The organism is Synechocystis sp. PCC 6803 substr. PCC-P, from assembly GCF_000284455.1.
Classification (GTDB): Bacteria; Cyanobacteriota; Cyanobacteriia; order Cyanobacteriales; family Microcystaceae; genus Synechocystis.
The window spans coordinates 1613458-1635731 of the sequence record NC_017039.1 but is presented as its reverse complement, the minus strand read 5'-3'; the positions used below and the strand labels follow the sequence as shown (position 1 = coordinate 1635731).

General features: G+C 40.0%; 27 protein-coding genes, 1 tRNA gene and 3 pseudogenes. 6 read left to right on the top strand and 25 right to left on the bottom strand.

Features of this window, described 5'->3' with window-relative positions; genetic code table 11:
• Window position 1: 1 nt before the first annotated feature.
• From SYNPCCP_RS07715 to SYNPCCP_RS07645, 15 genes are all read right to left on the bottom strand, one after another.
• The gene (locus tag SYNPCCP_RS07715) at window positions 2-958 is read right to left on the bottom strand and encodes a phosphoglycerate dehydrogenase (RefSeq protein WP_010872684.1); all 957 of its coding nucleotides are present in this window, start codon (window positions 956-958) and stop codon (window positions 2-4) included.
• Window positions 955-1632 (bottom strand): acylneuraminate cytidylyltransferase family protein, encoded by a 678-nt coding sequence (locus SYNPCCP_RS07710; RefSeq protein ID WP_010872683.1) that lies wholly within the window; start codon window positions 1630-1632, stop codon window positions 955-957. Before SYNPCCP_RS07710 ends, SYNPCCP_RS07715 begins: the two co-directional genes overlap by 4 nt.
• 13 nt (window positions 1633-1645) lie before the next feature.
• Window positions 1646-2293, bottom strand: a complete 648-nt coding sequence (locus tag SYNPCCP_RS07705) for a cyclase family protein (RefSeq protein WP_010872682.1) — start codon at window positions 2291-2293, stop codon at window positions 1646-1648.
• The gene (locus tag SYNPCCP_RS07700) at window positions 2290-3282 is read right to left on the bottom strand and encodes a glycosyltransferase (protein ID WP_010872681.1); all 993 of its coding nucleotides are present in this window, start codon (window positions 3280-3282) and stop codon (window positions 2290-2292) included. Before SYNPCCP_RS07700 ends, SYNPCCP_RS07705 begins: the two co-directional genes overlap by 4 nt.
• Window positions 3283-3329: 47 nt before the next feature.
• Window positions 3330-4166 (bottom strand): FkbM family methyltransferase, encoded by an 837-nt coding sequence (locus SYNPCCP_RS07695; RefSeq protein WP_010872680.1) that lies wholly within the window; start codon window positions 4164-4166, stop codon window positions 3330-3332.
• A 7-nt stretch (window positions 4167-4173) separates the two neighbouring features.
• Complete coding sequence (locus SYNPCCP_RS07690) at window positions 4174-5433, bottom strand: glycosyltransferase (RefSeq protein ID WP_199303574.1); 1260 nt, start codon at window positions 5431-5433, stop codon at window positions 4174-4176.
• Window positions 5434-5463: 30 nt separating this feature from the next.
• Complete coding sequence (locus tag SYNPCCP_RS07685) at window positions 5464-5709, bottom strand: hypothetical protein (RefSeq protein WP_020861764.1); 246 nt, start codon at window positions 5707-5709, stop codon at window positions 5464-5466.
• A complete protein-coding gene (locus SYNPCCP_RS07680; RefSeq protein WP_010872678.1) occupies window positions 5699-6244 on the bottom strand; it encodes a 6-hydroxymethylpterin diphosphokinase MptE-like protein in 546 nt (181 codons plus the stop codon). Before SYNPCCP_RS07680 ends, SYNPCCP_RS07685 begins: the two co-directional genes overlap by 11 nt.
• 25 nt (window positions 6245-6269) lie before the next feature.
• Window positions 6270-7100, bottom strand: a complete 831-nt coding sequence (locus SYNPCCP_RS07675; RefSeq protein WP_010872677.1) for a glycosyltransferase family 2 protein — start codon at window positions 7098-7100, stop codon at window positions 6270-6272.
• Window positions 7097-8659: a beta-3-deoxy-D-manno-oct-2-ulosonic acid transferase gene (locus tag SYNPCCP_RS07670; protein ID WP_020861762.1), complete on the bottom strand. Its 1563-nt coding sequence runs from the start codon at window positions 8657-8659 to the stop codon at window positions 7097-7099. Before SYNPCCP_RS07670 ends, SYNPCCP_RS07675 begins: the two co-directional genes overlap by 4 nt.
• Window positions 8660-8685: 26 nt before the next feature.
• On the bottom strand, window positions 8686-9723 hold the full coding sequence (locus tag SYNPCCP_RS07665) for a DegT/DnrJ/EryC1/StrS aminotransferase family protein (RefSeq protein WP_010872675.1): 1038 nt from the start codon (window positions 9721-9723) through the stop codon (window positions 8686-8688).
• A complete protein-coding gene (locus tag SYNPCCP_RS16835; protein WP_223211245.1) occupies window positions 9692-10270 on the bottom strand; it encodes an IS630 family transposase in 579 nt (192 codons plus the stop codon). Before SYNPCCP_RS16835 ends, SYNPCCP_RS07665 begins: the two co-directional genes overlap by 32 nt.
• Window positions 10180-10539, bottom strand: coding sequence for an IS630 transposase-related protein (locus tag SYNPCCP_RS17605; protein WP_010872674.1), 360 nt, complete (start codon window positions 10537-10539; stop codon window positions 10180-10182). Before SYNPCCP_RS17605 ends, SYNPCCP_RS16835 begins: the two co-directional genes overlap by 91 nt.
• A 69-nt stretch (window positions 10540-10608) precedes the next feature.
• The gene (locus tag SYNPCCP_RS07650) at window positions 10609-11082 is read right to left on the bottom strand and encodes a CBS domain-containing protein (protein ID WP_010872673.1); all 474 of its coding nucleotides are present in this window, start codon (window positions 11080-11082) and stop codon (window positions 10609-10611) included.
• Complete coding sequence (locus SYNPCCP_RS07645) at window positions 11072-11503, bottom strand: sugar phosphate isomerase/epimerase (RefSeq protein WP_223211366.1); 432 nt, start codon at window positions 11501-11503, stop codon at window positions 11072-11074. Before SYNPCCP_RS07645 ends, SYNPCCP_RS07650 begins: the two co-directional genes overlap by 11 nt.
• 105 nt (window positions 11504-11608) lie before the next feature.
• Between SYNPCCP_RS07645 and SYNPCCP_RS07640 the strand changes: the two are divergent.
• The 3 genes and pseudogenes from SYNPCCP_RS07640 to SYNPCCP_RS07625 all read left to right on the top strand — a co-directional run.
• Window positions 11609-12067 (top strand): annotated as a pseudogene (locus tag SYNPCCP_RS07640) (IS4-like element IS4Sa family transposase); the annotation flags it as partial.
• Window positions 12068-12132: 65 nt separating this feature from the next.
• A complete protein-coding gene (locus SYNPCCP_RS16830) occupies window positions 12133-12981 on the top strand; it encodes an IS630-like element ISTcSa family transposase (protein WP_010872670.1) in 849 nt (282 codons plus the stop codon).
• 26 nt (window positions 12982-13007) lie between these two features.
• Window positions 13008-13574 (top strand): annotated as a pseudogene (locus SYNPCCP_RS07625) (IS4-like element IS4Sa family transposase); the annotation flags it as partial.
• A 36-nt stretch (window positions 13575-13610) separates the two neighbouring features.
• Here the strand turns inward: SYNPCCP_RS07625 and SYNPCCP_RS07620 are convergent.
• From SYNPCCP_RS07620 to SYNPCCP_RS07595, 6 genes are all read right to left on the bottom strand, one after another.
• Window positions 13611-14711 carry a polysaccharide ABC transporter ATP-binding protein gene (locus tag SYNPCCP_RS07620; RefSeq protein WP_223211365.1) on the bottom strand — a complete coding sequence of 367 codons (1101 nt, stop codon included), beginning with the start codon at window positions 14709-14711 and terminating at the stop codon, window positions 13611-13613.
• Between the two features lie 111 nt (window positions 14712-14822).
• Entirely contained in the window at window positions 14823-15683 is an 861-nt protein-coding gene (locus tag SYNPCCP_RS07615; RefSeq protein WP_071822651.1) for an ABC transporter permease, read from the bottom strand.
• Between the two features lie 224 nt (window positions 15684-15907).
• A complete protein-coding gene (locus tag SYNPCCP_RS07610) occupies window positions 15908-16168 on the bottom strand; it encodes a Txe/YoeB family addiction module toxin (RefSeq protein ID WP_041425816.1) in 261 nt (86 codons plus the stop codon).
• Entirely contained in the window at window positions 16165-16428 is a 264-nt protein-coding gene (locus SYNPCCP_RS07605) for a type II toxin-antitoxin system Phd/YefM family antitoxin (RefSeq protein ID WP_010872666.1), read from the bottom strand. The genes SYNPCCP_RS07610 and SYNPCCP_RS07605 overlap by 4 nt, the downstream gene beginning before the upstream one ends.
• Window positions 16429-16481: 53 nt before the next feature.
• Window positions 16482-16667, bottom strand: a complete 186-nt coding sequence (locus SYNPCCP_RS07600; RefSeq protein WP_010872665.1) for a hypothetical protein — start codon at window positions 16665-16667, stop codon at window positions 16482-16484.
• Between the two features lie 202 nt (window positions 16668-16869).
• Window positions 16870-16942 (bottom strand) — tRNA-Phe (locus SYNPCCP_RS07595).
• Window positions 16943-16993: 51 nt separating this feature from the next.
• Here SYNPCCP_RS07595 and SYNPCCP_RS07590 point away from each other — a divergent pair.
• The 3 genes from SYNPCCP_RS07590 to SYNPCCP_RS07580 are packed head-to-tail and all read left to right on the top strand — an operon-like array spanning window position 16994 to window position 19328.
• Complete coding sequence (locus SYNPCCP_RS07590; protein ID WP_285891542.1) at window positions 16994-18577, top strand: leucyl aminopeptidase; 1584 nt, start codon at window positions 16994-16996, stop codon at window positions 18575-18577.
• 30 nt (window positions 18578-18607) lie between these two features.
• Window positions 18608-18898, top strand: a complete 291-nt coding sequence (locus SYNPCCP_RS07585) for a nucleotidyltransferase family protein (protein WP_010872663.1) — start codon at window positions 18608-18610, stop codon at window positions 18896-18898.
• Entirely contained in the window at window positions 18891-19328 is a 438-nt protein-coding gene (locus SYNPCCP_RS07580; protein ID WP_010872662.1) for a DUF86 domain-containing protein, read from the top strand. Before SYNPCCP_RS07585 ends, SYNPCCP_RS07580 begins: the two co-directional genes overlap by 8 nt.
• Here SYNPCCP_RS07580 and SYNPCCP_RS07575 read toward each other — a convergent pair.
• From SYNPCCP_RS07575 to SYNPCCP_RS07565, 4 genes and pseudogenes are all read right to left on the bottom strand, one after another.
• Window positions 19232-19800: pseudogene (locus tag SYNPCCP_RS07575) on the bottom strand (IS630 transposase-related protein); the annotation flags it as partial. The gene SYNPCCP_RS07580 and the pseudogene SYNPCCP_RS07575 overlap by 97 nt on opposite strands.
• A 152-nt stretch (window positions 19801-19952) precedes the next feature.
• Window positions 19953-20096, bottom strand: a complete 144-nt coding sequence (locus SYNPCCP_RS16825; protein ID WP_080504052.1) for a UPF0175 family protein — start codon at window positions 20094-20096, stop codon at window positions 19953-19955.
• Between the two features lie 79 nt (window positions 20097-20175).
• On the bottom strand, window positions 20176-20835 hold the full coding sequence (locus tag SYNPCCP_RS07570; protein WP_010872660.1) for an IS3 family transposase: 660 nt from the start codon (window positions 20833-20835) through the stop codon (window positions 20176-20178).
• Window positions 20836-21055: 220 nt separating this feature from the next.
• Complete coding sequence (locus tag SYNPCCP_RS07565; RefSeq protein ID WP_010872659.1) at window positions 21056-22132, bottom strand: IS701-like element IS4Sa2 family transposase; 1077 nt, start codon at window positions 22130-22132, stop codon at window positions 21056-21058.
• Between the last annotated feature and the right edge of the window lie 142 nt (window positions 22133-22274).

The window sequence follows — 22274 nt, the reverse complement described above, 5'->3', positions numbered from 1 at the left end:
GTTAGTCTCCCGATGTTGCTCGTTGTAAGTCCCGCACCAAATTATCAATGGCCAACTGATTCACCTTGAGAACTGCCTCTCGGGTATTAGAACCATTATGAGATCCCAGAATTACCTGGGGCAGTTGGGTTAAGGGACTGTCGGCCGCCAAGGGTTCTTGCTCAAACACGTCTAGGGCTGCCTTAGCGACTTTTCCAGTTTGCAATGTTTCTATGAGTGCTGCTTGATCCACTAATCCTCCCCTGGCAACGTTAATGAGCCAAACGCCGGGTTTCATCTGGTCAAAGGTATCTGCATTCAGGAGGTGAAAGTTATCTGGGGTAAGATTACAGGCTAAAAACAAACAATCCGCCTGTTGTAATACATCTTGCAGCGGTACAGGATGCAATCCAGTTTGCTCACAGAAGTCGGCGCTAATGGGATGTGGGTCATAGCCTAACAATTTCAGCCCCATACTTTGTAAACGAACGGCGATCGCCTGACCAATACTGCCTACCCCGATAATGCCGGCTGTTTTACCCCGGAGGGAGTGGCCGCGAATCTTCAACCATTCCCCTTGCCGAACGGCTTGATCAATGCAGTGCAATTCCCTTGCCAAGAGAATTAGGTAACCGATCGCCACGTCGGCCACTTCATCACCAAAGACATTGGGGGTATTGGATGTCAAAATTCCCAACTGTTTTGCGGCGGCTAAATCGATAGCATCAACGCCAATGCCCCATTTGGCCAGTGCTTTTAGTTTGCCTTGTTTGCCGATAGTTAACACTCTTGCGGTAAAGGGATCATCCCCGGCGATTACCCCATCAAAATCGGCAATTTGTTCACAGAGTTCAGCTTCGGATAACTGTTGGGTAATGGTTGGGGCAACCACGTCTAACTGTTCTTGCTCGAATCGGGTTTGACAATGCTCTAGGGTATGGAGCATGGGGGGACAGGTTACTAAAACTTTCCATTTCATGATTTTTCTTGTTGGTAAAAATACATCATTTCGGCAATGCGGAAGTCCACTTCTTCATCAATATCCCAGGCTTCATCCCGGTCAATTTCAAACAGAATGGGATGATTGCCAATGCGGTTTTGTCGTTGGGTAAAGACGTCTTTGGTAAATAAATAAAGGTTGGAATTTTCTTCGTAAATTGGGGGTAAGTCTTGGGTTCTTAGCAAAATGTCGGGGTCATGGTTAACGGCATTACCATTGGCGTCGTAGAGGCGAGTTTGCAGACGGGTAACGCCAAATAAACTGTCATATTGGGGAGAATTCAATAATTGCTGAATGGCTTGGCTGATGGTGCTGGATTTCAGCAAAGGATTGGTGCTGTGGGTTTGTAGATATAAATCGGCGTCAATCTGTGCAAGGGTGTTAGCCAAAACCGCATTCATGGAGGTCATGCCTGAGCGTAGAGGTTCAGGACGCACTAAGCACTGCACTTTGGGAAACTGTTGGGGGGCATCGTCGAGGATAAAGGGGCTGTCAGTGTCAATACAGACCTGTTCGATTTCAGGGCAGTCGAGTAGTGCTTGAACAATGTGATGGTAAAGGGGTTTGCCGCCAAAAGAACGATAGTTTTTGCCGATGACTCGCTCACTGTCATGGCGCATGGGAACAAGGGCCGCAATTTTTACAGAGTTCATTGAGTCTGACAAATTAGTTAGAGACTGTCTTTAAAATTACCCTAGCAGGAGCGCCTTCTAAGCCTTGGAGCTTAATTGGTAAACAAATGAGTTCATACTCTCCAGGCTGGACAGCGTAGAGGTTTAATTCCTCAATAATAATCACTTCTGCCCCCAGTAGGATTTGGTGAGTGGTGGCGTCATCGCGGAAGCGTTGGACGGATAGGTAGTCGATGCCAATTAATTTTATTCCCTGCTCAACGACCCATTGAGCGGCCTGAGCGGTGAGGGCGACAAAGTTGGGGTCAAATTCGGATTGATTCTGCTGCCAGTGCAGGGAGTTGCGGGTGCGGATGAGCAGGCGCTGGGTTCTATCTGGAATGGGGGCTTGGGCGAGATGGTGGGGTTCAATGGCATCGACGTGGCTGAGGTCAATGACGGTGACGGGGCCAAGGAGGGTTTCGAGGGGCAGGGTTTCAACGGTTTTACCGCCCTGGAGAAAATGACTGGGGGCATCCACATGGGTTCCGGTGTGAACGCTCATGTGAATAGTAGTGTCGGTGGCAATATCGCCGTTGGCAAGGTCTAGTTCTGGCTGAAATTCGATGGCGGGACTGCCTGGCCAGCGGGGAAGCTGCGGATGAACGGCGACGGAAATATCAATTAGGTGGTAAGCAGTCATTGATGGGGGGAAGGAGGAGAGGGGTCAGGCACTAGCTGGGTATCGCTTTGGGCGTAGTTGATTTTGAGTGCGTCTTTGCTGGGGACGTTGGGGGTGATGGTGTTGATGGGGCGGGGATAATAGAAGGTTTGGCGCAGTTGCTGATTGAGGGAATTGTTTTGGTGATAGCCCTGATAGGTTCCCCAGAATTGCATGAGCCGGAATTGGGGAATGGCCCATAGTTGGGTCATTAGTTGTTGGCTTTGCCAAGCGTAATAGTAATCGCTCAGGGTATTACTGACAGTAAGGCGCACAAAATCCCCTAGGCTGAAGGTTTGTTCTGGAAAAATTTGTTTTAAGGCGATCGCCTCTCGACGGTAGCGGTTTCTGACCCGTTGAGGGGTTTCTTGGTGGACATGGATAATTTCGGCGTCGGGGACGTAGGCGATTTGATAACCGGCTTGCATAAGACGTTTGGCCCAGTCCAGGTCTTCTAGGCCGGTCAGGTCTTCGTTGTAGGGATATTTTTGCCACAGGTCACGGCGAATGGCGGCATTGGCGTTGTTACAAAAGGGAGTGGTTTGGGGAATCTGAGCTTGGTCGGGGAACCACTGGGCAAAGATTTGATGTTCGGAAAATTGGGTTTGGTTGTTGCCCCGTTGTTTGCCGTAGCTGAGGGCAATCTGGGGATTGGTTTGCAGGGGGGCAATCAGTTGTTTAAGCCAGTCTTGGTAAACGGGATAGACGTGGGCACTGGCAAAAACTAGATATTCACCGCTAGCTTGTTGGCATCCGAGATTGAGGGAGCGCCCAAAGGAAAAGTTTTGGGGGTCGATGCTGATGAGTTGAATGGGATAGCGTTGGGCAATGCTGACGGTGGCGTCGGTTGAGCCGGAGTCCACGATAATAATTTCGTAGTCGATGCCCTGTTGCTGCATAACGCCGCTGAGCAAGCGGCCAATGTGTTTTTCTTCGTTGTAACAACGAATAATTAGGGAGACAAGGGGCATTCTGGTGTGAAAAGAGTGAATAATTTAGAGAATAATTCAATAATTGACTAGATTGATTTAAACCCTGATTTTAATTTCTGATAGAGAGCATGAACTCCAGGCAATTTTTTAAAGATTTGCTTTAGTTTTTCCCAACGGTCTTGATGTTTCGATTTTTCTAGATATTGGGCTAACGTTTGCTCGAATTTTGATTCGTTCCCCTGGGTAATAAAGATCAGATTCCCCCAGGCTGGTTCATGGTTAAGGGGATAACGGACACATTGTAGCCAACGATGAGGCTCGCTAGTCTGTCCGGAGCGTCCATACTCTTTGATAACATCCCATTCCGAAATGTAGGTGATGTAACCACGCTCTGTCATGTAGTTGACCATATCGTGGTGAGTGTAGCTAAAGTTTGGCTGGGATCGGTTGTCCATAAACTCGACCATAACGACTTCTGGATGATATTTCTTCCAGTCAAAGCCTTGCAGAGCAAAAAAATCAGCTCCTTCAATATCAATCTTTAGAAAAGTAACTTGGTCTATTTTTAAGGCATTTAACGCATCGTCTAAACGGATTGTTTCTACCTCGTAGGCAAATTTATGGGTTGGATGAAAGGGTTTAAGGGTATGGATGCCAAAGTGTTCTTGACTGGTATAAAAGGGGACTTTATCACCGGTAACATTAGAGACGGCTTTTGGGATACAGGTGACATTATCAAAGCCTGATAGATTTTTATCAAAGACTTGTCGGTTTTTTGTTTCAGGCTCAAACGCAATGATTTTCCAGTTTTTTTGGGCAAATAACTGGGACACTCCCCCCTGATGGCTTCCGACATCAATTAAGACGGGTCTAAGAGCGGGAAAGGGATAGATAGAAACAAGATGATGTTCAGAAAAACTCATAAAACGATTAACCTAGTTTGTTTCGGGCGATTTGACAAAGTGATTTATGAAATCTTTCCCTAATCACTTCAGCGTTGAAGTCGGCAAAAGCTAATCTTTGTCCCATTTTACCTTGATGTTCTCTTAGTTTCTGATCTTTAATGATACGTAAAAAAAAATTCGTTAGTTCTTTCTGATTATTTTCAGTAACAATGAATCCAAAGTCATTCTTTTTAGCATATTCTATATTAGGATTATTATTTGGCCCATACAGTAAAATTGGCGTACCAGATGCCATATATTCGGGCAACTTTGATTGGAACGAGTATTGAGTATAGATAATACTTTTGACGTCAAAATTCAGTGGCAATAATAGCAAATCTGCATTTGCTAGGATATTGGGCTTAAGTTCAGGGGGAAAAAATCCTCCATATTTAATTACATTTGGTATGGCAAGTTTTTGATCAATAATTTCTTGATATATGGAAGGAGCATAAATAGTTAATGTAATTTGATAACCTTTTGTGTTAAGCGATAGGATAACGTCTTTTATATCAATTAAGCTTCCTAGTTCTTTATCCTCGGTTACCGAACCAGTATAAACTACTTGTAAGTTATCAGAAGGTTTATCTGTCTTGCCTTGATTTATAAAATTGTCTATTTCTATACAGTTATGAAATGTAACGAATGGCCTTTTATAACGTTCTTCAAATGCTTTGCACATTTGCTCTGAAATTCCAATATTGAGACTAGAATTTTCTATTAATCTTTTGAGTTGTTTCTGTAGTGCTGGTTTTCGGATAAAATTGTCGATTATTCCGCTTCTTTGCCCATAGCGTGCTGGCCAATCATCCATAATATGAATGGCATAAGGTATATTTTGGTTTCTTGAAATTTGGTAGGGTAAACGCCAATAAAAATAAGGTGTATCTAAGGGACGCGCATATATAATTTCCGGATTAAAATTTTTTATCCATTTTAAGATAGGACTAGGATTAGCAAGCCACCCCCCCAAAGTTAAAGAATTACCACTAAGCAAATCAGAAATTCGTTGAAGAGGCTTGTTAAGCTCCTCCAAAGTAAGCTTTTCAGGAATTAAAGATTTAGATACTATATGTAAATAGTTCTGACAAATTTTATGATCAATATATTTGTCATTCTCATGGCTATAAATCTGTGCAATTTTGTCTAGCGGCCAACCTCGAAAAAGGTTACTAGTTGTTATACCGCTAGCATTAATATGATTAAAAGGAACTGGATTAATAATTAAAATCCTAGGATATTTCATGTCCACTAAATATAACGCTGATGATGATTTTTAATTTTTTGGTTTCGCCATGGAAAGTGCCTGTTCAAAGCTAATTTTGTCGAAAATATTAAGTTTTCCTTCTAAGGTTGCATCATAAATTTTTCTGCTATCTCGCTTGAAATGAAAATTTGCAAGGTGAAAGGCTAGTTCGGAGGCTTCCAAGTCAGGCAAATTCCATTCTTGGTTACTAAAATATCGGGAATCAAAATGATTTGGGTCTTCGGAATTTAAAATTTGCTTTTCATTAGGATTCATTAGGATTTCCTGAATATTTAAAGTTGTGATCTACTCCGATCAAAAAGACTCTTTTGAACCCCATATAGTAGGCAAGCTGCATGGCAACATAAGTTACAGTATTTCCTTCACATATTTTTTGGGTAATATCTGTTTGAAACATATAAGGTCTTCCCGTTGTAGCTAAACGATAAATATTCTCTTTGAAGGGTATAATATCTTTTGATTTTGTAAATTCAAGAAAGCAAGGACAACGAAAATTCTGAATTTCATTTTGACATTGTTCGATGACCAAACGATTAACTGTTACATAATAACTTAAACTTAAATCAACTCGCTCAAAAATCAAGTAAATCTTATTGAGTCCGAAGGTATAATATTGATTTAGTTTTGCCAAATCCATTTTATTGAGAGAGGGACCATTCCCAATAATAAAACAATCCTCTCCCTGATGAATGTTTTTAAAAGAAGCCAGTTTAAGGGCATATTTTAGATACCATAAATAAAATTTAACTTTGCTTTTTATAGACAAGAATAATTGTTTTGTGATTAGCATAGAAAGTAACAAGTTGATGCCTCCTTTAAAAAAAGACTTTTTTTAGATATTCAAAAATTTTTTGTTTTTTATTCTTTTTCCGCTCATTGAAATTGTAGTCTGATATTTCAATTTGATAGTTTATCCTGTATTTTTGATAAAATTGATTCAACTCAGGAATTAAAATTTCTTTAAGAAATGGCTGCAGGTCAAAATCGGGATTAAGAAAAACAGTATTATCATGTTGACGATAAAAACCTAAAGATTTTGGAATAGAATATACCATGTTAAATACACAAGCGGTTCTCATGATGTAGGAATCTGCTGCAATTATAAACTTGATAGGAATTGGAAATATCCTATCTAATATTTTTTTAGGAAATGATAGTCCTGATGTCGGTACGAAAAAATCGAGCTTCTTAACTTTTTTCATTTCAGCAAAACAATCACCACTGGGCAATATGTGCTTATAGGGACGAGTTTTTCCTTCATACCAAACATCTAAAACGTGCTGGAATATGGCATAGTCTTTATTAATAAAATAATGCCATCTTATAATAGTTTCTAGTTTCTCTGGTTTCCACCAATCATCACTATCTAAAAAGCAAATAATTTCGCCGTTTGCTTGCTCAAACCCGGCATTAAACGCAGAAGCTTGACCTCCATTGTTTTTTACAAGGGCTTTTATCCGAGAATCTGTATAGCTTGAAATAACGTCTCTTGAGTTATCTGTTGAGCCATCATCAACAATAATTAACTCAAAATTATAATATGTTTGACTTAACACACTCTCAATAGCTTGGTCAATAAATTGGTCATAATTATAGTTAGTTATTATGACTGATATCAATAATTCTTGTTGTTTTTCTTCGTTCATAATTCCGCCTGCCTTAGAAGATTCATTTCAGATATAGCGGTTTTGAATTTGTAATTGGCATTTTTTTGATTAATCCAATTTGAATAAGGAATCATATATTCAAAATACAGCATATAAGCATATCTTTCGGCGTAAATTAACTGTTGATTGCGTAGTTGCAAATTTTGACTCAAAAAGATTAAAAATTCTTTTGTATTTAAAGGTGTGTAAACGAACTCTGTATTGGCATAATGAGTATTACTACAAACTATTACAGGTTTTTCTTTTAAAGCCATTTCTAATCCAGTAGTAGAAGTATAAACCAATCCAATTTTTGCCAAATTCATTAAAGTATATGGACTCGCGTCATCTTGAGGTGATATCACAATAATATTACTAGGTAAAGTAGGGAATTTTGATTGAATAAAATCTTGAACTTTGTCTCGGGTTTGCTGCTGTGGAGATATCTTGATTTCAGCAGGATGGATTCTAATAATCAATTGGGTATCCTGATTTTTTATATAAAAATTAATTACTGTAGTTATCCATTCAAAAATATTAGAAAAAATCGTGTCTTCTAAAACAACAGAAGAATCCCAAATGACATTAGTAAATAGGACTACTATATCTTTAGTTAAATCAATTCCATACTTAAGACTAAGTTGCTTTTGATCTTCAGTCATGGTTGAATATAACGGAACAATTCCAGCATTACCAACCACTTTTCTTTGTTCTAGATACCCATACAATCGTTGTTTTTGTTCTTGGGTTAAAGGAATATCTTTTCGTTGTTGCCATTTTTCTAAGGTTGGATAAGGGATAGCCGCTTTATTTTTGGCAAATACCAGAGTTTCCTTAAACGTTCCCTTTTCATAGGAAATATAAGGAATATCTTTTTCGTGACAATGTTCTCTCAAAAGTTGTTCAGCAAAAAACTTGCCATTTAACATAATTACTTGATCTACTTTGTTATGTTCTAAATAATGGGTTAAAAATCGATCAATTGTTTGACAACTTTCTACTAGAGAATGACGCAGAGCAAATTCTTCTTGCTCTTGAGGATGTTGACTTCTTAACAATCTTACCCATGAACACCAAACAATTTTTTCATAGTCTCGGTATGGCAAACTATCAGATTGAACAGGATTTCTTTCTAAATATTCACGAATAGAAATATAATTCACTCCCACTCTTTGACAAAGTTTCTTTAATAGATAAGAGCAGTAACTACACTGATGTGTTAAGGGTTTTGTTTCTAAGGTTTGACCATACATCATATTATCACAAGTTCTTATGGCTTGATCACATCCTACAACTGTTACATTCCAACCTTGTGTTTGAAGTTCTTTGGCAAAAGCACTTTCCACTGCTGTATGAATTAGCCAATATCGCTGAGTAAATATGAGAACATGATTTGCATTTTTTTTCCATGATGGGTGTAAATATATTCCCTTAATTGAGCCTTGTTGCCAAGAAGTAAAATAGCGATAGTAAATATCATAACACCAAGGAGATAGCCTAATAAATTTATTAATTAGTCTAGTTTTTAAAGAGTAAAATTTGGCTTGTATTTTCTGCATGAACATGATCTTTCTTGTTTTGAGGGTTAACTGATAACTTTTTTAATCGAGTCTATAATTTGATAAAGATTTTCATTAGACAAGGTAACAAAACTAGGTAAACTTAACCCATTCTTGCTTAATGATTCAGCTACAGGTAATGACTGATGAGTGTTATAAATGGGCTGACGATGAATAGGAATAAACAAAGGTCTGGTTTCAATTCCTTTTTCTTGCAACCTCGACATTAATTGATCTCGATTTAATTCCAGTTTGTCCTGATTAATTAAAATCGTGTATAACCAAAAGACGCTTTCTGCCCAGGGTTGACGCGGAGGTAAAGTTAAGCCTTGAATTTGTAACAATTCTTGTTCATACAGTTGGGCAATGCGTCGTTTAGCCTCAGGTATTTTATTAATTCGCTCCATTTGAGCAACTCCTAAAGCTGCCTGAATATTAGTTATGCGGTAGTTATATCCTAAAATAGGATGCCAGTATCTTTGTTTTTTCGACATTCCATGGTCTTTGAGAATACGAATTTTTTGTGCTAATTCTTCGTCATCAGTAACTATCATGCCGCCTTCCCCTGTGGTTACAATTTTATTACCATAAAAGCTAAAAATCCCCAAATCTCCTAAGCTTCCAACGGTTTTTCCCTGATAAGTTGCGCCGTGAGCTTCTGCTGCATCTTCAATCACAGCTAAATGATAGCGTTGAGCAATATCGAGAATTTTGTCCATTTTCGCAGGATGTCCATAGAGATGAACGGGCATGATGGCTTTGGTGCGAGGAGTAATGGCAGCTTCAATTAAATCAGGGTTAATATTCCATGTTTCCCATTCACTATCCACAAAAATGGGTTTAGCTCCTGTGTAAGTAACTGCATTAGCCGTAGCGATAAAACTTAACGTTGGAACAATTACCTCATCACCGGCACCAATATTTAAGGCGAGGAGAGCCAAATGCAACGCGGCAGTACCACTGCTAACTGCTACTGCATATTTTGTTCCGCAAAATTCAGCAAATATAGTAGTTTCAAATAAAGCTGAGACGCTAAACGCCACAGTAAGAACGGATAATTTCATCAAGAGACGTGTCAATAGGAGCGTACATTCTAGCTCGTTTCAAGGCACTAAAGTCATGCTCAATATCATTTAAATCAGGAGAATATTTCGGCAAAAAAAGAACTTCATGACCTGCTTCTTTAGCCAATTCTTTAATGGCAGTTTTACGATGAATAGGAGCATTATCCATTATTAATATTGATGGAATGTCGAGGGAGGGTAGCAAATATAATTTTAACCATCCTTCAAAGCCTTCTGCATTCAAACTCCCGGTAAAAACCATCGGCGCAATCAAATCTTTTTTTCCTTTTCTTCTCCCTGCTACTAGATTTTCTCTGACTCCCCTTTTTCCTTGTCTATCTCCATAAACTTTTTTTCCTTTTTTTGACCAGGCATAAATACAAGCCTGGATTGCTTCGAATCCAGATTCATCTATGTAAACTATAGCTTGACTACCATAGAGCTTAATTAGTTCTCTTAACATTCTATAGTACTTAACTCGTTCCTCCCGGTTTCTTTCTCGATAACGTAGTTCTTTTTTTTTCTGTTTATTTTCATTTTCTTTAATGCGTAATATACGGCACTCGGCCTCACTCCAAATTTCTTGACTCTGTCTATCAATCTTGCATCGGGATTTTCTTCTACGTCTTTTTTTAGAGCTTCCCAGTCTAATTTCCTATGGCGACGCTCTACTTTTGTTGGGCTTAAATCTACTCTATTTAACCATCTGTATATCGAGGCTTTTCCTATTTTATATATCTTGGAAGCCTCAGTTATTTTTCCTCCAGCTTCTATATAAGCTACTACCCTTTGCCTTAAATCTAAACTGTAAGCCATTGTTTAAACCTGTTCATTTTGTACACTCCATAATTTTACATTAAATTCTCTCATCGTTAATTGAAATGACTATAAATCTTCAAAGCGGGTAACAAATTTTCCGGCGGACGATACCCAGCCCGTTAACATGCATTCATTGACATAGGCAAGTTCTTTTTCGCCTAAAGAGGGTTCAGCGACAGGTAAGCGAATTCTTTTGTCAAAAATGGCTATATCTGCAACTTTTCCTTGGTCATCCAGTAAGGGAACAATCCGCACAGGCTGACTGAACAAGGCAGCAATTTCGCTAGGAGTCATGCCTAAACGGGCAGTTATGGAAGCAGGGCGACTTACCTGAGAGATTGGAGATTCTAAACCCAATCCCTTAAGCAAAGCCCGCCGAATATCGCCATCAGTGACTAAGCCGACAAAATATTCGGTATCAGGATCAATGAGTAAGGCTGTTCCTAACCCTCCTTGATCGATGGCTTGCATGGTTTGCCGAATGGTACTGTTAGCGAGCAAACTCATGGCGTTGATTTGTTTATCGTGGTTAACTATCATGAGTCAATCCTAACTCCTGTTTAATTAATTGATATTGTTCTTGAATTGTTTCAACCTGATGATAAATCTCTAAGGTGATTGTTTTACCTGTAAAATCATATTTTTTCAGTTTATGTAGGAGTTCACCGTCTTGAGTAAATCCTTGATTTTGGTCATGTTTTCCATCGTTATCACTCAAATGAACATAATTAGAAAGGGGAAGAAGTTTATCAAGTTGTTCATCAAAATTTAAACCTAATGAATTACAACTTACTTTTAAGTGAGCAACATCTAATAATAAGTTAAAATTTAGATACTGCTGTAGTTCTAAATAACCTTGATAGTCAGTCATCAGTAAGGGATTTTCTGGTGCATAGAGTTTTTGCGTGTAATTCAACAAAACATTATTTTCCAAATAAATTTTTAAGTCACTACCAGCCAATTGTTGTAAGGTTTCTATCAGAAGTGTTGAACGATAGTTATAAAGAGAAAAAAAGCCCTTTAAAATGATAGAATAAAGGGCAGAAATATTAGAATAATTGAAGCGATGATATCAAATTTTGGACATATTGTCAAAACTTATCTATCTAATTTTCCTAAAGATGACTACCCAGTATTAGACACATTTAAGTTTGTGAGTATCTGGTTAGGATTAGTGTTAGACCAGAGCCAGACAAGCATGAGGAGTATGTTTAAAAGACTGAACTTACGAGGAGAGACAGTCGATATATCTACATTCTCAAAGGCAAGCAAAAAAAGGGATGTGGGAGTTTTTAGAGAAATAATATTTTCCTTAAAAAAGGAATTGTCGAAAAGGAAGGAAATTAAGCAGGGAGAATTAGAAATATTTCCTCTCGATTCAACCATTGTCAGCATAACTAGTAAGTTGATGTGGAACCTTGGATTTCATCAGGTAAAAGTATTCAGTGGGATTAACTTATCAACAGGGATTCCGGGGGGAATAGTAATTCACTTTGGACAAGGTCATGATAATAAATATAGTCATTTCAATTAACGATGAGAGAATTTAATGTAAAATTATGGAGTGTACAAAATGAACAGGTTTAAACAATGGCTTACAGTTTAGATTTGAGGCAAAGAGTAGTAGCTTATATAGAAGCTGGAGGAAAAATAACTGAGGCTTCCAAGATATATAAAATAGGAAAAGCCTCGATATACAGATGGTTAAATAGAGTAGATTTAAGCCCAACAAAAGTAGAGCGTCGCCATAGGAAATTAGACTGGGAAGCTCTAAAAAAAGACGTAGAAGAAAATCCCGATGCAAGATTGATAGACAGAGCCAAGAAATTTGGAGTGAGGCCGAGTGCCGTATATTACGCATTAAAGAAAATGAAAATAAACAGAAAAAAAAAAGAACTACGTTATCGAGAAAGAAACCGGGAGGAACGAGTTAAGTACTATAGAATGTTAAGAGAACTAATTAAGCTCTATGGTAGTCAAGCTATAGTTTACATAGATGAATCTGGATTCGAAGCAATCCAGGCTTGTATTTATGCCTGGTCAAAAAAAGGAAAAAAAGTTTATGGAGATAGACAAGGAAAAAGGGGAGTCAGAGAAAATCTAGTAGCAGGGAGAAGAAAAGGAAAAAAAGATTTGATTGCGCCGATGGTTTTTACCGGGAGTTTGAATGCAGAAGGCTTTGAAGGATGGTTAAAATTATATTTGCTATCCTCCCTCGACATTCCATCAATATTAATAATGGATAATGCTCCTATTCATCGTAAAACTGCCATTAAAGAATTGGCTAAAGAAGCAGGTCATGAAGTTCTTTTTTTGCCGAAATATTCTCCTGATTTAAATGATATTGAGCATGACTTTAGTGCCTTGAAACGAGCTAGAATGTACGCTCCTATTGACACGTCTCTTGATGAAATTATCCGTTCTTACTGTGGCGTTTAGCGTCTCAGCTTTATTTGAAACTACTATATGGGAATGAAACAATAGAAGAGACTCCAGAAAATGGAGTAGCAGTAATGGATAGAGGATTTTGTGACTTACAGAGAATCAAGAGATTACAAAAGGAGAATAACAAATATCATGTATTAAGAATAAAGAATAATATAAAGCTAGAAAAATTAGCCAATGATAACTATATGGTTGGAACTGGAAAGAATAAAATAGAGAGTAGAGTGGTAATATTCACCCATGATAATTCAGAGTTTAGATTGGTTACAAATTTACCTATAGAAAGTAAAGAAATAGAAGGAGTTAGTGATGAAAAAATAGCAGAAATTTATAAAAAAAGATGGCAAATAGAATTTTTATGGAAATTCTTAAAAATGCACTTAAAGCTGAATAGACTGATTGCCAAAAATGAGAATGCAATTGGGATTCAAATCTATACCTGTATAATTGCTTATTTAATACTAAAATTACTGGTAATCCCAAAAGAAGCAGGTACAACAATGTTAGACAAACTACGTTATTTACAGGCTTTCATGTGTGAAAAAATAAGCTATGTACACTGGCTAAGGGAGTTAGCACTAAGGTGATGAATTTGCTTTGCTGTAGGATTATTCTGTCTATTTTTAGGTCGTACATAAGTGCCATTCAACGATTCTGAATGTATTCATGACTAAAATTTTATCAAACATCCCAAAAGAAAATCCTTGAATGCCCAAACCTACATTAAAATCTTCAATTTTGGTATTGACTTGACAACCAATACAAAGTTGCATACCTTCTCCAGACCGAATCTCTGGAAGAACATTACCATTTTCATCCTCGAAAGCAATGTAGCGAATAACAGCATCTTTCTTGGGACCAACATCGGTTATTTCCAAAATTTTACGTTCCTGATTTATAAAAAAATCACTAGACTCTTGATTATTTCCAAATAAATCATCATCGTAAGTTTTCATCACTAATTCTGACTTATCCCATAGACTTTGTTGCCCCTTCTTGAGATAAAGAGCCGTTTCACAAATGCGAGTAATCATATCAGCGGCGTGAGTCACTAGAATGAATGAAACTTGATGTTTTTGTAATTCGGTTAAACGTTCATAACACTTACTCCGAAACCTAATATCCCCAACCGCTAAAACTTCATCAATCAATAAAATTTCTGGTTCAACATGAATTGCACAAGCAAACCCCAACCGCGCCGTCATCCCCGAACTATAACTCTGCACCGGCGCATCCAACGCCTCCCCAATCTCCGCAAACGCCACCACATCCTCAAATCGATCATCAATTTCCTGCCTCGTCAACCCCAAAATCGACATATTTGTGTAAATATTCTCCCTCCCCGTCAAGGTTGGATTAAACCCCGCCCCCAACGCAATCAACGGCGCAATCCGTCCGCGAATTTTTACCTCCCCCTCATCCGGCTTAATCAGACCACTAATAATGCGTAACAGCGTCGTTTTCCCTGCGCCATTGGCCCCCACTAAGCCCAACGCCTCTCCCCGCCGCAACTCAAAACTAATATCCCTCAACGCCCAAAACTCATCTGGTCTCAGATCCCGACGACTACCCCGCCCCACCATCTCCGCCGCAATATCCTGCACCCCATACCACAGAGAGCGTTTCAGACTACGACAAAACTTCTTCGATACCCCCTGCACCGACAGCACCACATCACTACCGCCGCCGGCGATCGGCTCCAGCCTTGGCAACACCTGGGTCATCCCATCCACTCCCATAAAGCATTAGCCACCAGCATACCCAACCAAGCCCCAACCCCTAACACCCGTAACAAACCGTTACCCATTAAGGGCTTGTTTCAACGCCTTTAGTGATCAACTACTCATGCGCTCAACAATAAACGGCATCGCCAAACGGTAAAACAACCACCCTGACAACAGCAAAATTACCATCAACCCACTAGCCCACCAAAACCCTGCTGGTTCCGATACCATCCCCACCGTCGCCAAATCCCGCACCGTTACCAACAACGGCGTCACCGGATTCCAGTTCACCAACACACTAAACCAACCCTTAGTTGGTGGTGGATAAATTACCGGCGTTAACAACAACCAAGGCGTCATCAACAAGGGAATTGCCCGGCCAATATCCTGATACAACGCCCCCAACGGCGATAACCATAACCCAATTCCCGTCCCCAACCCCACCAAATGGACTAACGCCACCGGCGCCAAGATCACCATCTCACTCACCGGAATCCGAAACCAGATAAACAAAGCCACAATCAACAGTAACTTAATCCCAAAATTGAAAAATACTTCCCCTAACTTTGCCAAAATCAACGCCTCCCTCGGGAAATTGATCTTCGCCAACATCGGTTTCGCCGCCCCCACCGCCGCCACAGGGCCATTCAAGGCCTCCACAAACGTTTGCCATAACGCCATACTAAACATCACATAGGCCGGATAAGGAATCGACGTTGCCCCCACATTGATCGCCCCCACATCCTTCGCCACCAACAACGCCACCGCCGTCACAATCGGTGGCAAAAAAGCCCAAAATACCCCCAACAACGACTGCCGATACTGAGCCTTAATATCCCGCACCAACAACTGCCAAGCCAGACCGCGAGACGCCAATAAATCCCGTCTCATCTCCCGAAGTAGAATAACAGGATGCCGTAAACGACTCTCCGGCGTATAAACAATGACTGGTTGCGATTGACGATGGGTCATTATATTGACTTTGTTTAAATACAAACGTGTTGAGTGATTATCATTCACCCTTCCTTCTGCCTAGTGACCAATCATGTACTTTTTGCCTAAATTTTCCACCCGAATCATCACGTCCGACATAGGAATCCTAATCGAGAACCGACACTCATCAGCTTATCCAACAAACCCCCAACCCTTAACACCCGTAACAAACCGTTACTTGATCGACCGAAATACGATTAATGCTATCGGTAATGATAACGACAACTGACAACACGAATGAAATCATCGGTGACTTCGTAAACTAGGCGATGCTCTTGAGTAATGCGCCGTGGCCAAAAACCTGACAAATTAAAACGAAGTTTTTCTGGTTTTCCTTTGCCGGCAAAAGGTGATTTTGGTAGCGTCTCAATTAATTCCATGATTTTTAACGCTAACTTTTTATCTTGTTGAATCCACCACTTTATATCTTCAATTGCCTGCGAATCTAAAACAACTTCCTTCATAGTCCTAAGTCATTTTTTACTTTTGTCCACGATGTAGCTTGATCAATTGATCGACTAGCGGTAGTTAATAACTTTTCAGCATTAACAGGGTTACTCAACAGATAAACAGTTTCCATCAAACTACGGTAATCTTGCTCAGATATAATAACAGCTCGTAAATAATTCGGAAGCTCTAGACAGAGAGGTTCTTGCTCATTACCTATTTTTTCTACCAAAGTGGGCAGTTTTTCAGAGAATTGTTGATAATTAATGGTTTCCATTTTTAATCCTTGTAGATATTGATCAAATTTGCTACTTAATTTATCTTATTTCATCAATTGGAGAGGAGGGAACTATTTTGGCGACCGCCTTTGTCCCGGCCCGTAAACCGCTTTACCAGGGACTTGGCCCCATCTGCTAGCACATCCCGCAACAACCCATAATTAGACCGCCCCTCTGCTTGGTGGCCAATCATGTACTTTTTGCCTAAATTTTCTACCCGGATCATCACGTCCGACATAGGAATTCTAATTTAGAACCGACAATCATTAGCCTACCCAACAAACTCCCAACCCTTAACACTCGTAACAAACCGTTACCCTAAACCAGTTAGATAATTTGCTAAATCTGCCATTACCGTAAAATTAAACAACGTCTCCCCCAATATGTAACCGATGACCAACACAGTGTGTCGCCGCACAGTTATATAAGGAGTTTTGTGATGCCAGGAGGCGGACTTGAACCGCCGACACGAGGATTTTCAGTCCACTGCTCTACCAACTGAGCTATCCCGGCTTTTTTAGCGCATTAACAACATACCAAGAAGTATCAACCTTGACAAGCTCTTTGGACAAATCCATAAACCGGGGCATTAACTGCCCGATCGCCAGCGGTTATGGGAGTGTGGCAAAATGGGGGACGGACAGTCCCTCAACAGAAAAACAAACAGCGATGCAGATCCGCGGAACCGACTACACAGCTTTGACTTGGCAGGGAGATGCCCTGGCCCTGGGATTTTTTGAAAATGCAACGGAAATTACTGGGGACCTGACCCAATTGGACGATCGCCTGGAAGGGGTATTGCGGGAACTGATTGAGGAAAAGGAGTTTAAGGGTAAAGCGGGACAAAAGTTGGTGTCTCGGGTGGGCAGTAAAACCCCAATCAAAAAGCTGATTCTAGTGGGACTGGGGGAAATTGAAAAATTTAACAGCCAGGTGTTAGGAGATGGGGCGGCGGCGATCGCCCGGTTGGCCAAGGGAGAAAAAGTTAAAACCCTAGGGGTGAGTTTGCCCCAACGGGAGCATGATCCAGCGCAAACAGCGGCAATTTTGACCGAAGGAATTTTACTAGCCCTGCATCAAGATAATCGCTTCAAGTCCGATCCTGAAGATAAGGAAATTAAGCTGACCACTGTGGAATTGCTAGGCTTGGGGGAACAGTCAACAGCCATTGGTAAAGCAGAAAAAATTGTCTCCGGGGTAATTCTGGCCCGGGAAATGGTGGCGGCTCCGGCCAACGAAGTCACCCCCTTAACCTTTACGGAAATTGCCACGGAATTGGCCCAGACCTACGGTTTAGAATTGGAAGTGCTGGGGCAGACAGAATGTGAGGCCCTAGGCATGGGGGCATTTCTGGGGGTGGCGAAAGCTTCCGAGTTACCACCGCAATTTATTCATCTCACCTATCGCCCTGCTAATCCGGTGAAAAAGTTGGCGATCATCGGCAAAAGTCTCACCTTTGACTCCGGTGGTTTAAACATCAAAGGTGCAGGTAGTGGCATTGAAACGATGAAAATGGATATGGGGGGCGGCGGTGCTACCCTCGGGGCTGCTAAGGCGATCGCCCAATTGAAACCTAACGTAGAAATACATTTTATCTGTGCCGCTACGGAAAATATGATCAGTGGCACGGCGATGCACCCAGGGGATATTCTCACCGCCTCCAACGGCAAAACCATTGAGGTAAATAATACCGATGCGGAAGGTCGCCTTACCCTGGCCGATGCCCTAGTATTTGCGGAAAAACTTGGTGTAGAGGCGATCGTTGATCTAGCCACATTAACCGGGGCCTGTATTGTAGCTCTGGGGGATGACATTGGTGGCTTATGGAGTCCCAATCAGGAATTGGCCGATGAACTCAAAGTGGCGGCCGATAAGGCGGGGGAAAAATTCTGGCAAATGCCCATGGAATCCAAATATTTTGAAGGTCTCAAATCCCCGATCGCCGATATGAAAAATACGGGGCCCCGTTCCGGTGGTTCCATTACAGCGGCGTTATTTTTACAACAATTCATCAAGGAAACTCCCTGGGCCCATTTAGACATTGCAGGGCCTGTGTGGACTGATAAGCAAAATGGAGTTCACAATGCTGGTGCCACGGGCTATCCAGTACGGACCCTAGTGCAATGGGTATTGGGATTAGCGGAATAGTCCCTCAGTGGTTCATGTTATTGATGAACAATGAAATGCCAATCAGTCCTGCAATTGCTAAGTCAAAGTAAACCAGATTTACAATCTCGTTTTGGTGTTACCCAGTTAGCACTGTTTGGTTCCACCGCAAGGGATGAAGCTGGTCCCCATAGTGATGTAGATATTCTCGTCAGCTTCGATGGACCTGCCACATCCCACCGGTATTTCGGAGTGCAGTTTTATCTAGAAGACTTGTTAGGTTGTGCCGTGGACCTAGCAACAGAAAAGGCCCTCAGACCAGAATTACGCTCCCAGATCGAACAGGAAAAAATAGATGTCTAAATCTCCCAATCGGGAATGGCATTTTTACATTGACGACATGATTTGCTTTGCTAAAAAAGCGCTGGCCTACACCATAGAAATGGATCAGGAAACCTTTATCGCCAGCGAAATTAACTATGATGCCACTTTACGAAATCTAGAATTAATTGGCGAGGCGGCTACCCATATTCCTAATGAGATACGAGCCACACACCCAGAGGTCCCTTGGCGACAGATCATTACCACCCGCAATCGTCTTATTCACGGTTATTTGGGCATTGATAACGATACTGTCTGGAGCATTATTCGAGACAATATAGTAGTTTCAAATAAAGCTGAGACGCTAAACGCCACAGTAAGAACCATCGGCGCAATCAAATCTTTTTTTCCTTTTCTTCTCCCTGCTACTAGATTTTCTCTGACTCCCCTTTTTCCTTGTCTATCTCCATAAACTTTTTTTCCTTTTTTTGACCAGGCATAAATACAAGCCTGGATTGCTTCGAATCCAGGCTTGTATTTATGTAAACTATAGCTTGACTACCATAGAGCTTAATTAGTTCTCTTAACATTCTATAGTACTTAACTCGTTCCTCCCGGTTTCTTTCTCGATAACGTAGTTCTTTTTTTTTTCTGTTTATTTTCATTTTCTTTAATGCGTAATATACGGCACTCGGCCTCACTCCAAATTTCTTGGCTCTGTCTATCAATCTTGCATCGGGATTTTCTTCTACGTCTTTTTTTAGAGCTTCCCAGTCTAATTTCCTATGGCGACGCTCTACTTTTGTTGGGCTTAAATCTACTCTATTTAACCATCTGTATATCGAGGCTTTTCCTATTTTATATATCTTGGAAGCCTCAGTTATTTTTCCTCCAGCTTCTATATAAGCTACTACCCTTTGCCTTAAATCTAAACTGTAAGCCATTGTTTAAACCTGTTCATTTTGTACACTCCATAATTTTACATTAAATTCTCTCATCGTTAATTGAAATGACTATATTCCCGAATTGTTATCCCAACTTGAAGTAATTCAGAGACAAATCGATAATCATCAAACTGATCAGGGGTGAGGTTTTGCTAACGGTGAGCATAATCTAAATCTTCAGCCAGCTCGATTTCGGTATAATGTCGGGTAATGTTCCTTTCCCCCAATAGAGTAGAGAAGTCACGGTATTCCATCTGGGCAAGTTCTCGAGCTTTGCCAAAAGATAAAAGCTCCAGTTGATATTGAAGTGGATCCCAAAAGTCAGGCCAGAAATGTAGAGAGGAAAGCTCTGAAAATCAGGAATCGAGCAAGAGATTAGGTGACGGGTAATGTACTTAGATTTTGCTGGTAAACAAAATAAGGTGTCTGATAATCTAGAGCTTGATGAAATCTTTCATAATTATACCAGTTAATCCAGTTTTTAATCTCCTGATTTAAATGTCTTCCATCCTCAAACTCATAAATATAAATTAGCTCATATTTAAGGGAACGCCATAATCTTTCGATAAAAATGTTATCGAAACATCTTCCCCTGCCATCCATGCTGATTTTTACTTCAGCCTGAAGCAGAATCTGAGTAAATTCTTTAGAAGTAAATTGGCTTCCTTGGTCACTATTAAAGATTTCAGGTTTGCCATATTTTTCCAAGGCTTCTTCCAAAGCGTTACAGCAAAACTTAACATCCATTGTGTTACTGATACGCCACGATAAGACTCGTCTGCTATACCAGTCCATGATAACAACCAAATAATAGTATCCTTTGCCAATCGGCAGATAGGTGATATCTGTACACCATACTTGATTGGCTCGATTAATCTCTAACTTCCTAATTAAATAGGGATACACTAGATTTTCTGGATTGCTGACACTGGTTCGCTTTTTTTGATAGATTGTCTGTAGTCCCAGTTTGTGCATTAGCTTGATCACTCTTTTTCGATTCACAAAATAACCTTGCTCTCGCAAGTAAGCTGTCATTTTTCGACTCCCATAAAAGAGTGTCTTCAAATATCGCTCTTCTATCAGTGTAGGTGGGAAGGTAAAATAATTGGAGCAATAATAAGGTCTCCTAAGGCCATTACTGCCTTCTTCAATTTGTCAAATAAGCAATGGAAGTTTCTCAATAACTGAGGTGTATAAATCACCGTCATCAACCGCTTTAATAAATTAAAGTAACATAATGGGTGAATTATTAATCTCATGTTGTTAAGTATGTTTTTCCATCCACTTTTTGATTCCACCAAGGATGTTTTTGTATATTCTGATAAGCTATCTCCCTAGTCTGTTTTGATTTGTTTAAGGAGTTATCATGCGGAGGCAAATTTTCTATCTGAAGACTTGCCATTAAATATACGCTCATCACTATTTCCCGCCATTTTTCTATTCTGGAATAGTCCATCATTCTAAAATCTGCCCACTCCAGTTCATTCTTTATTTGCTTTAATCCATACTCTATCCAGTTCCTTGCTCCATATAAGTTACCCACTTCTTTATATTTTATTTCTGATACTTTTGTCATAATACAATACGTTGAATTTGACGGCATTTTCTCCTTGTTATTCGTTACTTGCCAATATCTTTTTTCCCCTCTCTTTCCATAAATAATTTCTCTCACGTATCTTATTTCCGACTTTCCACTTGCAAATTCTCTCTCAAATTTTCCCCATTTGTTCGCTCTTACTCTTTCCTCTTTCCCAAGCCAGACTCCATGATTACTCCTTATAGCTAGTACATATTCTAGATTTTCTTTTTCTAATACTCTTACAAAGTTTTCGCTGCTCTCTCCATATTCACTATCTGCTAGTACTACCTTTATATTGAAACCAAGCTCTTTTATTTCTTTGATAATTTCCCCTGCTATCTCTGGTTTACTTTTGTATTTATCCCCCTCTTTTAGTCTTGTCTCTGATTTATATACTTTGCTGATTAATGGTACTGTCATTCCCTTTATAATTCCATAACACATCACCTCTACTATTCCATTTTCTATTTTTCCTAGATTGCCAATATACTGACGCGCAACATAATCTGTCTTTCTTCCTTTTTTCCTATCCCCTGTTTCGTCTATGAGCATTGTTATTGCTTCTCCTTCCGCAAAACTCAGAATTTTATTAATTCTTCTTTCCCTCACCTCCTCTAACAACCAAGGGCTTTTACCGAAGAAATAGTCAAATCCTTGTCCATTTTCTAGTCCTACTACCTTAGCTATTTCTGGGAAGGTTTTTCTCTTGATATTCGCAATTAATCCTAGATGCAAGTATTCAAAGCTTCTCACTTCTGGAAATAAAATAAGTCTCTGTATCCTTCGCAGTATTTGTCAATGAATTGTACTGTTTCTTTTGCTTCACGTAGGGCAACCATATACCACCTCTGCATTTCAGACTATCTTCTCCATTTTATCCTACCCACAATGATAG

Coding starts and splice junctions, on each gene's coding strand:
- SYNPCCP_RS07585 (WP_010872663.1), top strand. CDS start 18,608: ATGAAATGCCAATCAGTCCTGCAATTGCTAAGTCAAAGTAAACCAGAT.
- SYNPCCP_RS07710 (WP_010872683.1), bottom strand. CDS start 1,632: ATGAACTCTGTAAAAATTGCGGCCCTTGTTCCCATGCGCCATGACAGT.
- SYNPCCP_RS17605 (WP_010872674.1), bottom strand. CDS start 10,539: ATGGCTTACAGTTTAGATTTAAGGCAAAGGGTAGTAGCTTATATAGAA.
- SYNPCCP_RS07620 (WP_223211365.1), bottom strand. CDS start 14,711: ATGACCCAGGTGTTGCCAAGGCTGGAGCCGATCGCCGGCGGCGGTAGT.
- SYNPCCP_RS07570 (WP_010872660.1), bottom strand. CDS start 20,835: ATGACAGCTTACTTGCGAGAGCAAGGTTATTTTGTGAATCGAAAAAGA.
- SYNPCCP_RS07650 (WP_010872673.1), bottom strand. CDS start 11,082: ATGATAGTTAACCACGATAAACAAATCAACGCCATGAGTTTGCTCGCT.
- SYNPCCP_RS07615 (WP_071822651.1), bottom strand. CDS start 15,683: ATGACCCATCGTCAATCGCAACCAGTCATTGTTTATACGCCGGAGAGT.
- SYNPCCP_RS07680 (WP_010872678.1), bottom strand. CDS start 6,244: ATGCTAATCACAAAACAATTATTCTTGTCTATAAAAAGCAAAGTTAAA.
- SYNPCCP_RS16830 (WP_010872670.1), top strand. CDS start 12,133: ATGGCTTACAGTTTAGATTTGAGGCAAAGAGTAGTAGCTTATATAGAA.
- SYNPCCP_RS07705 (WP_010872682.1), bottom strand. CDS start 2,293: ATGACTGCTTACCACCTAATTGATATTTCCGTCGCCGTTCATCCGCAG.
- SYNPCCP_RS07690 (WP_199303574.1), bottom strand. CDS start 5,433: ATGAAATATCCTAGGATTTTAATTATTAATCCAGTTCCTTTTAATCAT.
- SYNPCCP_RS07605 (WP_010872666.1), bottom strand. CDS start 16,428: ATGGAAACCATTAATTATCAACAATTCTCTGAAAAACTGCCCACTTTG.
- SYNPCCP_RS07675 (WP_010872677.1), bottom strand. CDS start 7,100: ATGAACGAAGAAAAACAACAAGAATTATTGATATCAGTCATAATAACT.
- SYNPCCP_RS07715 (WP_010872684.1), bottom strand. CDS start 958: ATGAAATGGAAAGTTTTAGTAACCTGTCCCCCCATGCTCCATACCCTA.
- SYNPCCP_RS07685 (WP_020861764.1), bottom strand. CDS start 5,709: ATGAATCCTAATGAAAAGCAAATTTTAAATTCCGAAGACCCAAATCAT.
- SYNPCCP_RS07610 (WP_041425816.1), bottom strand. CDS start 16,168: ATGAAGGAAGTTGTTTTAGATTCGCAGGCAATTGAAGATATAAAGTGG.
- SYNPCCP_RS07695 (WP_010872680.1), bottom strand. CDS start 4,166: ATGAGTTTTTCTGAACATCATCTTGTTTCTATCTATCCCTTTCCCGCT.
- SYNPCCP_RS07580 (WP_010872662.1), top strand. CDS start 18,891: ATGTCTAAATCTCCCAATCGGGAATGGCATTTTTACATTGACGACATG.
- SYNPCCP_RS07670 (WP_020861762.1), bottom strand. CDS start 8,659: ATGCAGAAAATACAAGCCAAATTTTACTCTTTAAAAACTAGACTAATT.
- SYNPCCP_RS07665 (WP_010872675.1), bottom strand. CDS start 9,723: ATGAAATTATCCGTTCTTACTGTGGCGTTTAGCGTCTCAGCTTTATTT.
- SYNPCCP_RS07700 (WP_010872681.1), bottom strand. CDS start 3,282: ATGCCCCTTGTCTCCCTAATTATTCGTTGTTACAACGAAGAAAAACAC.
- SYNPCCP_RS07600 (WP_010872665.1), bottom strand. CDS start 16,667: ATGTCGGACGTGATGATCCGGGTAGAAAATTTAGGCAAAAAGTACATG.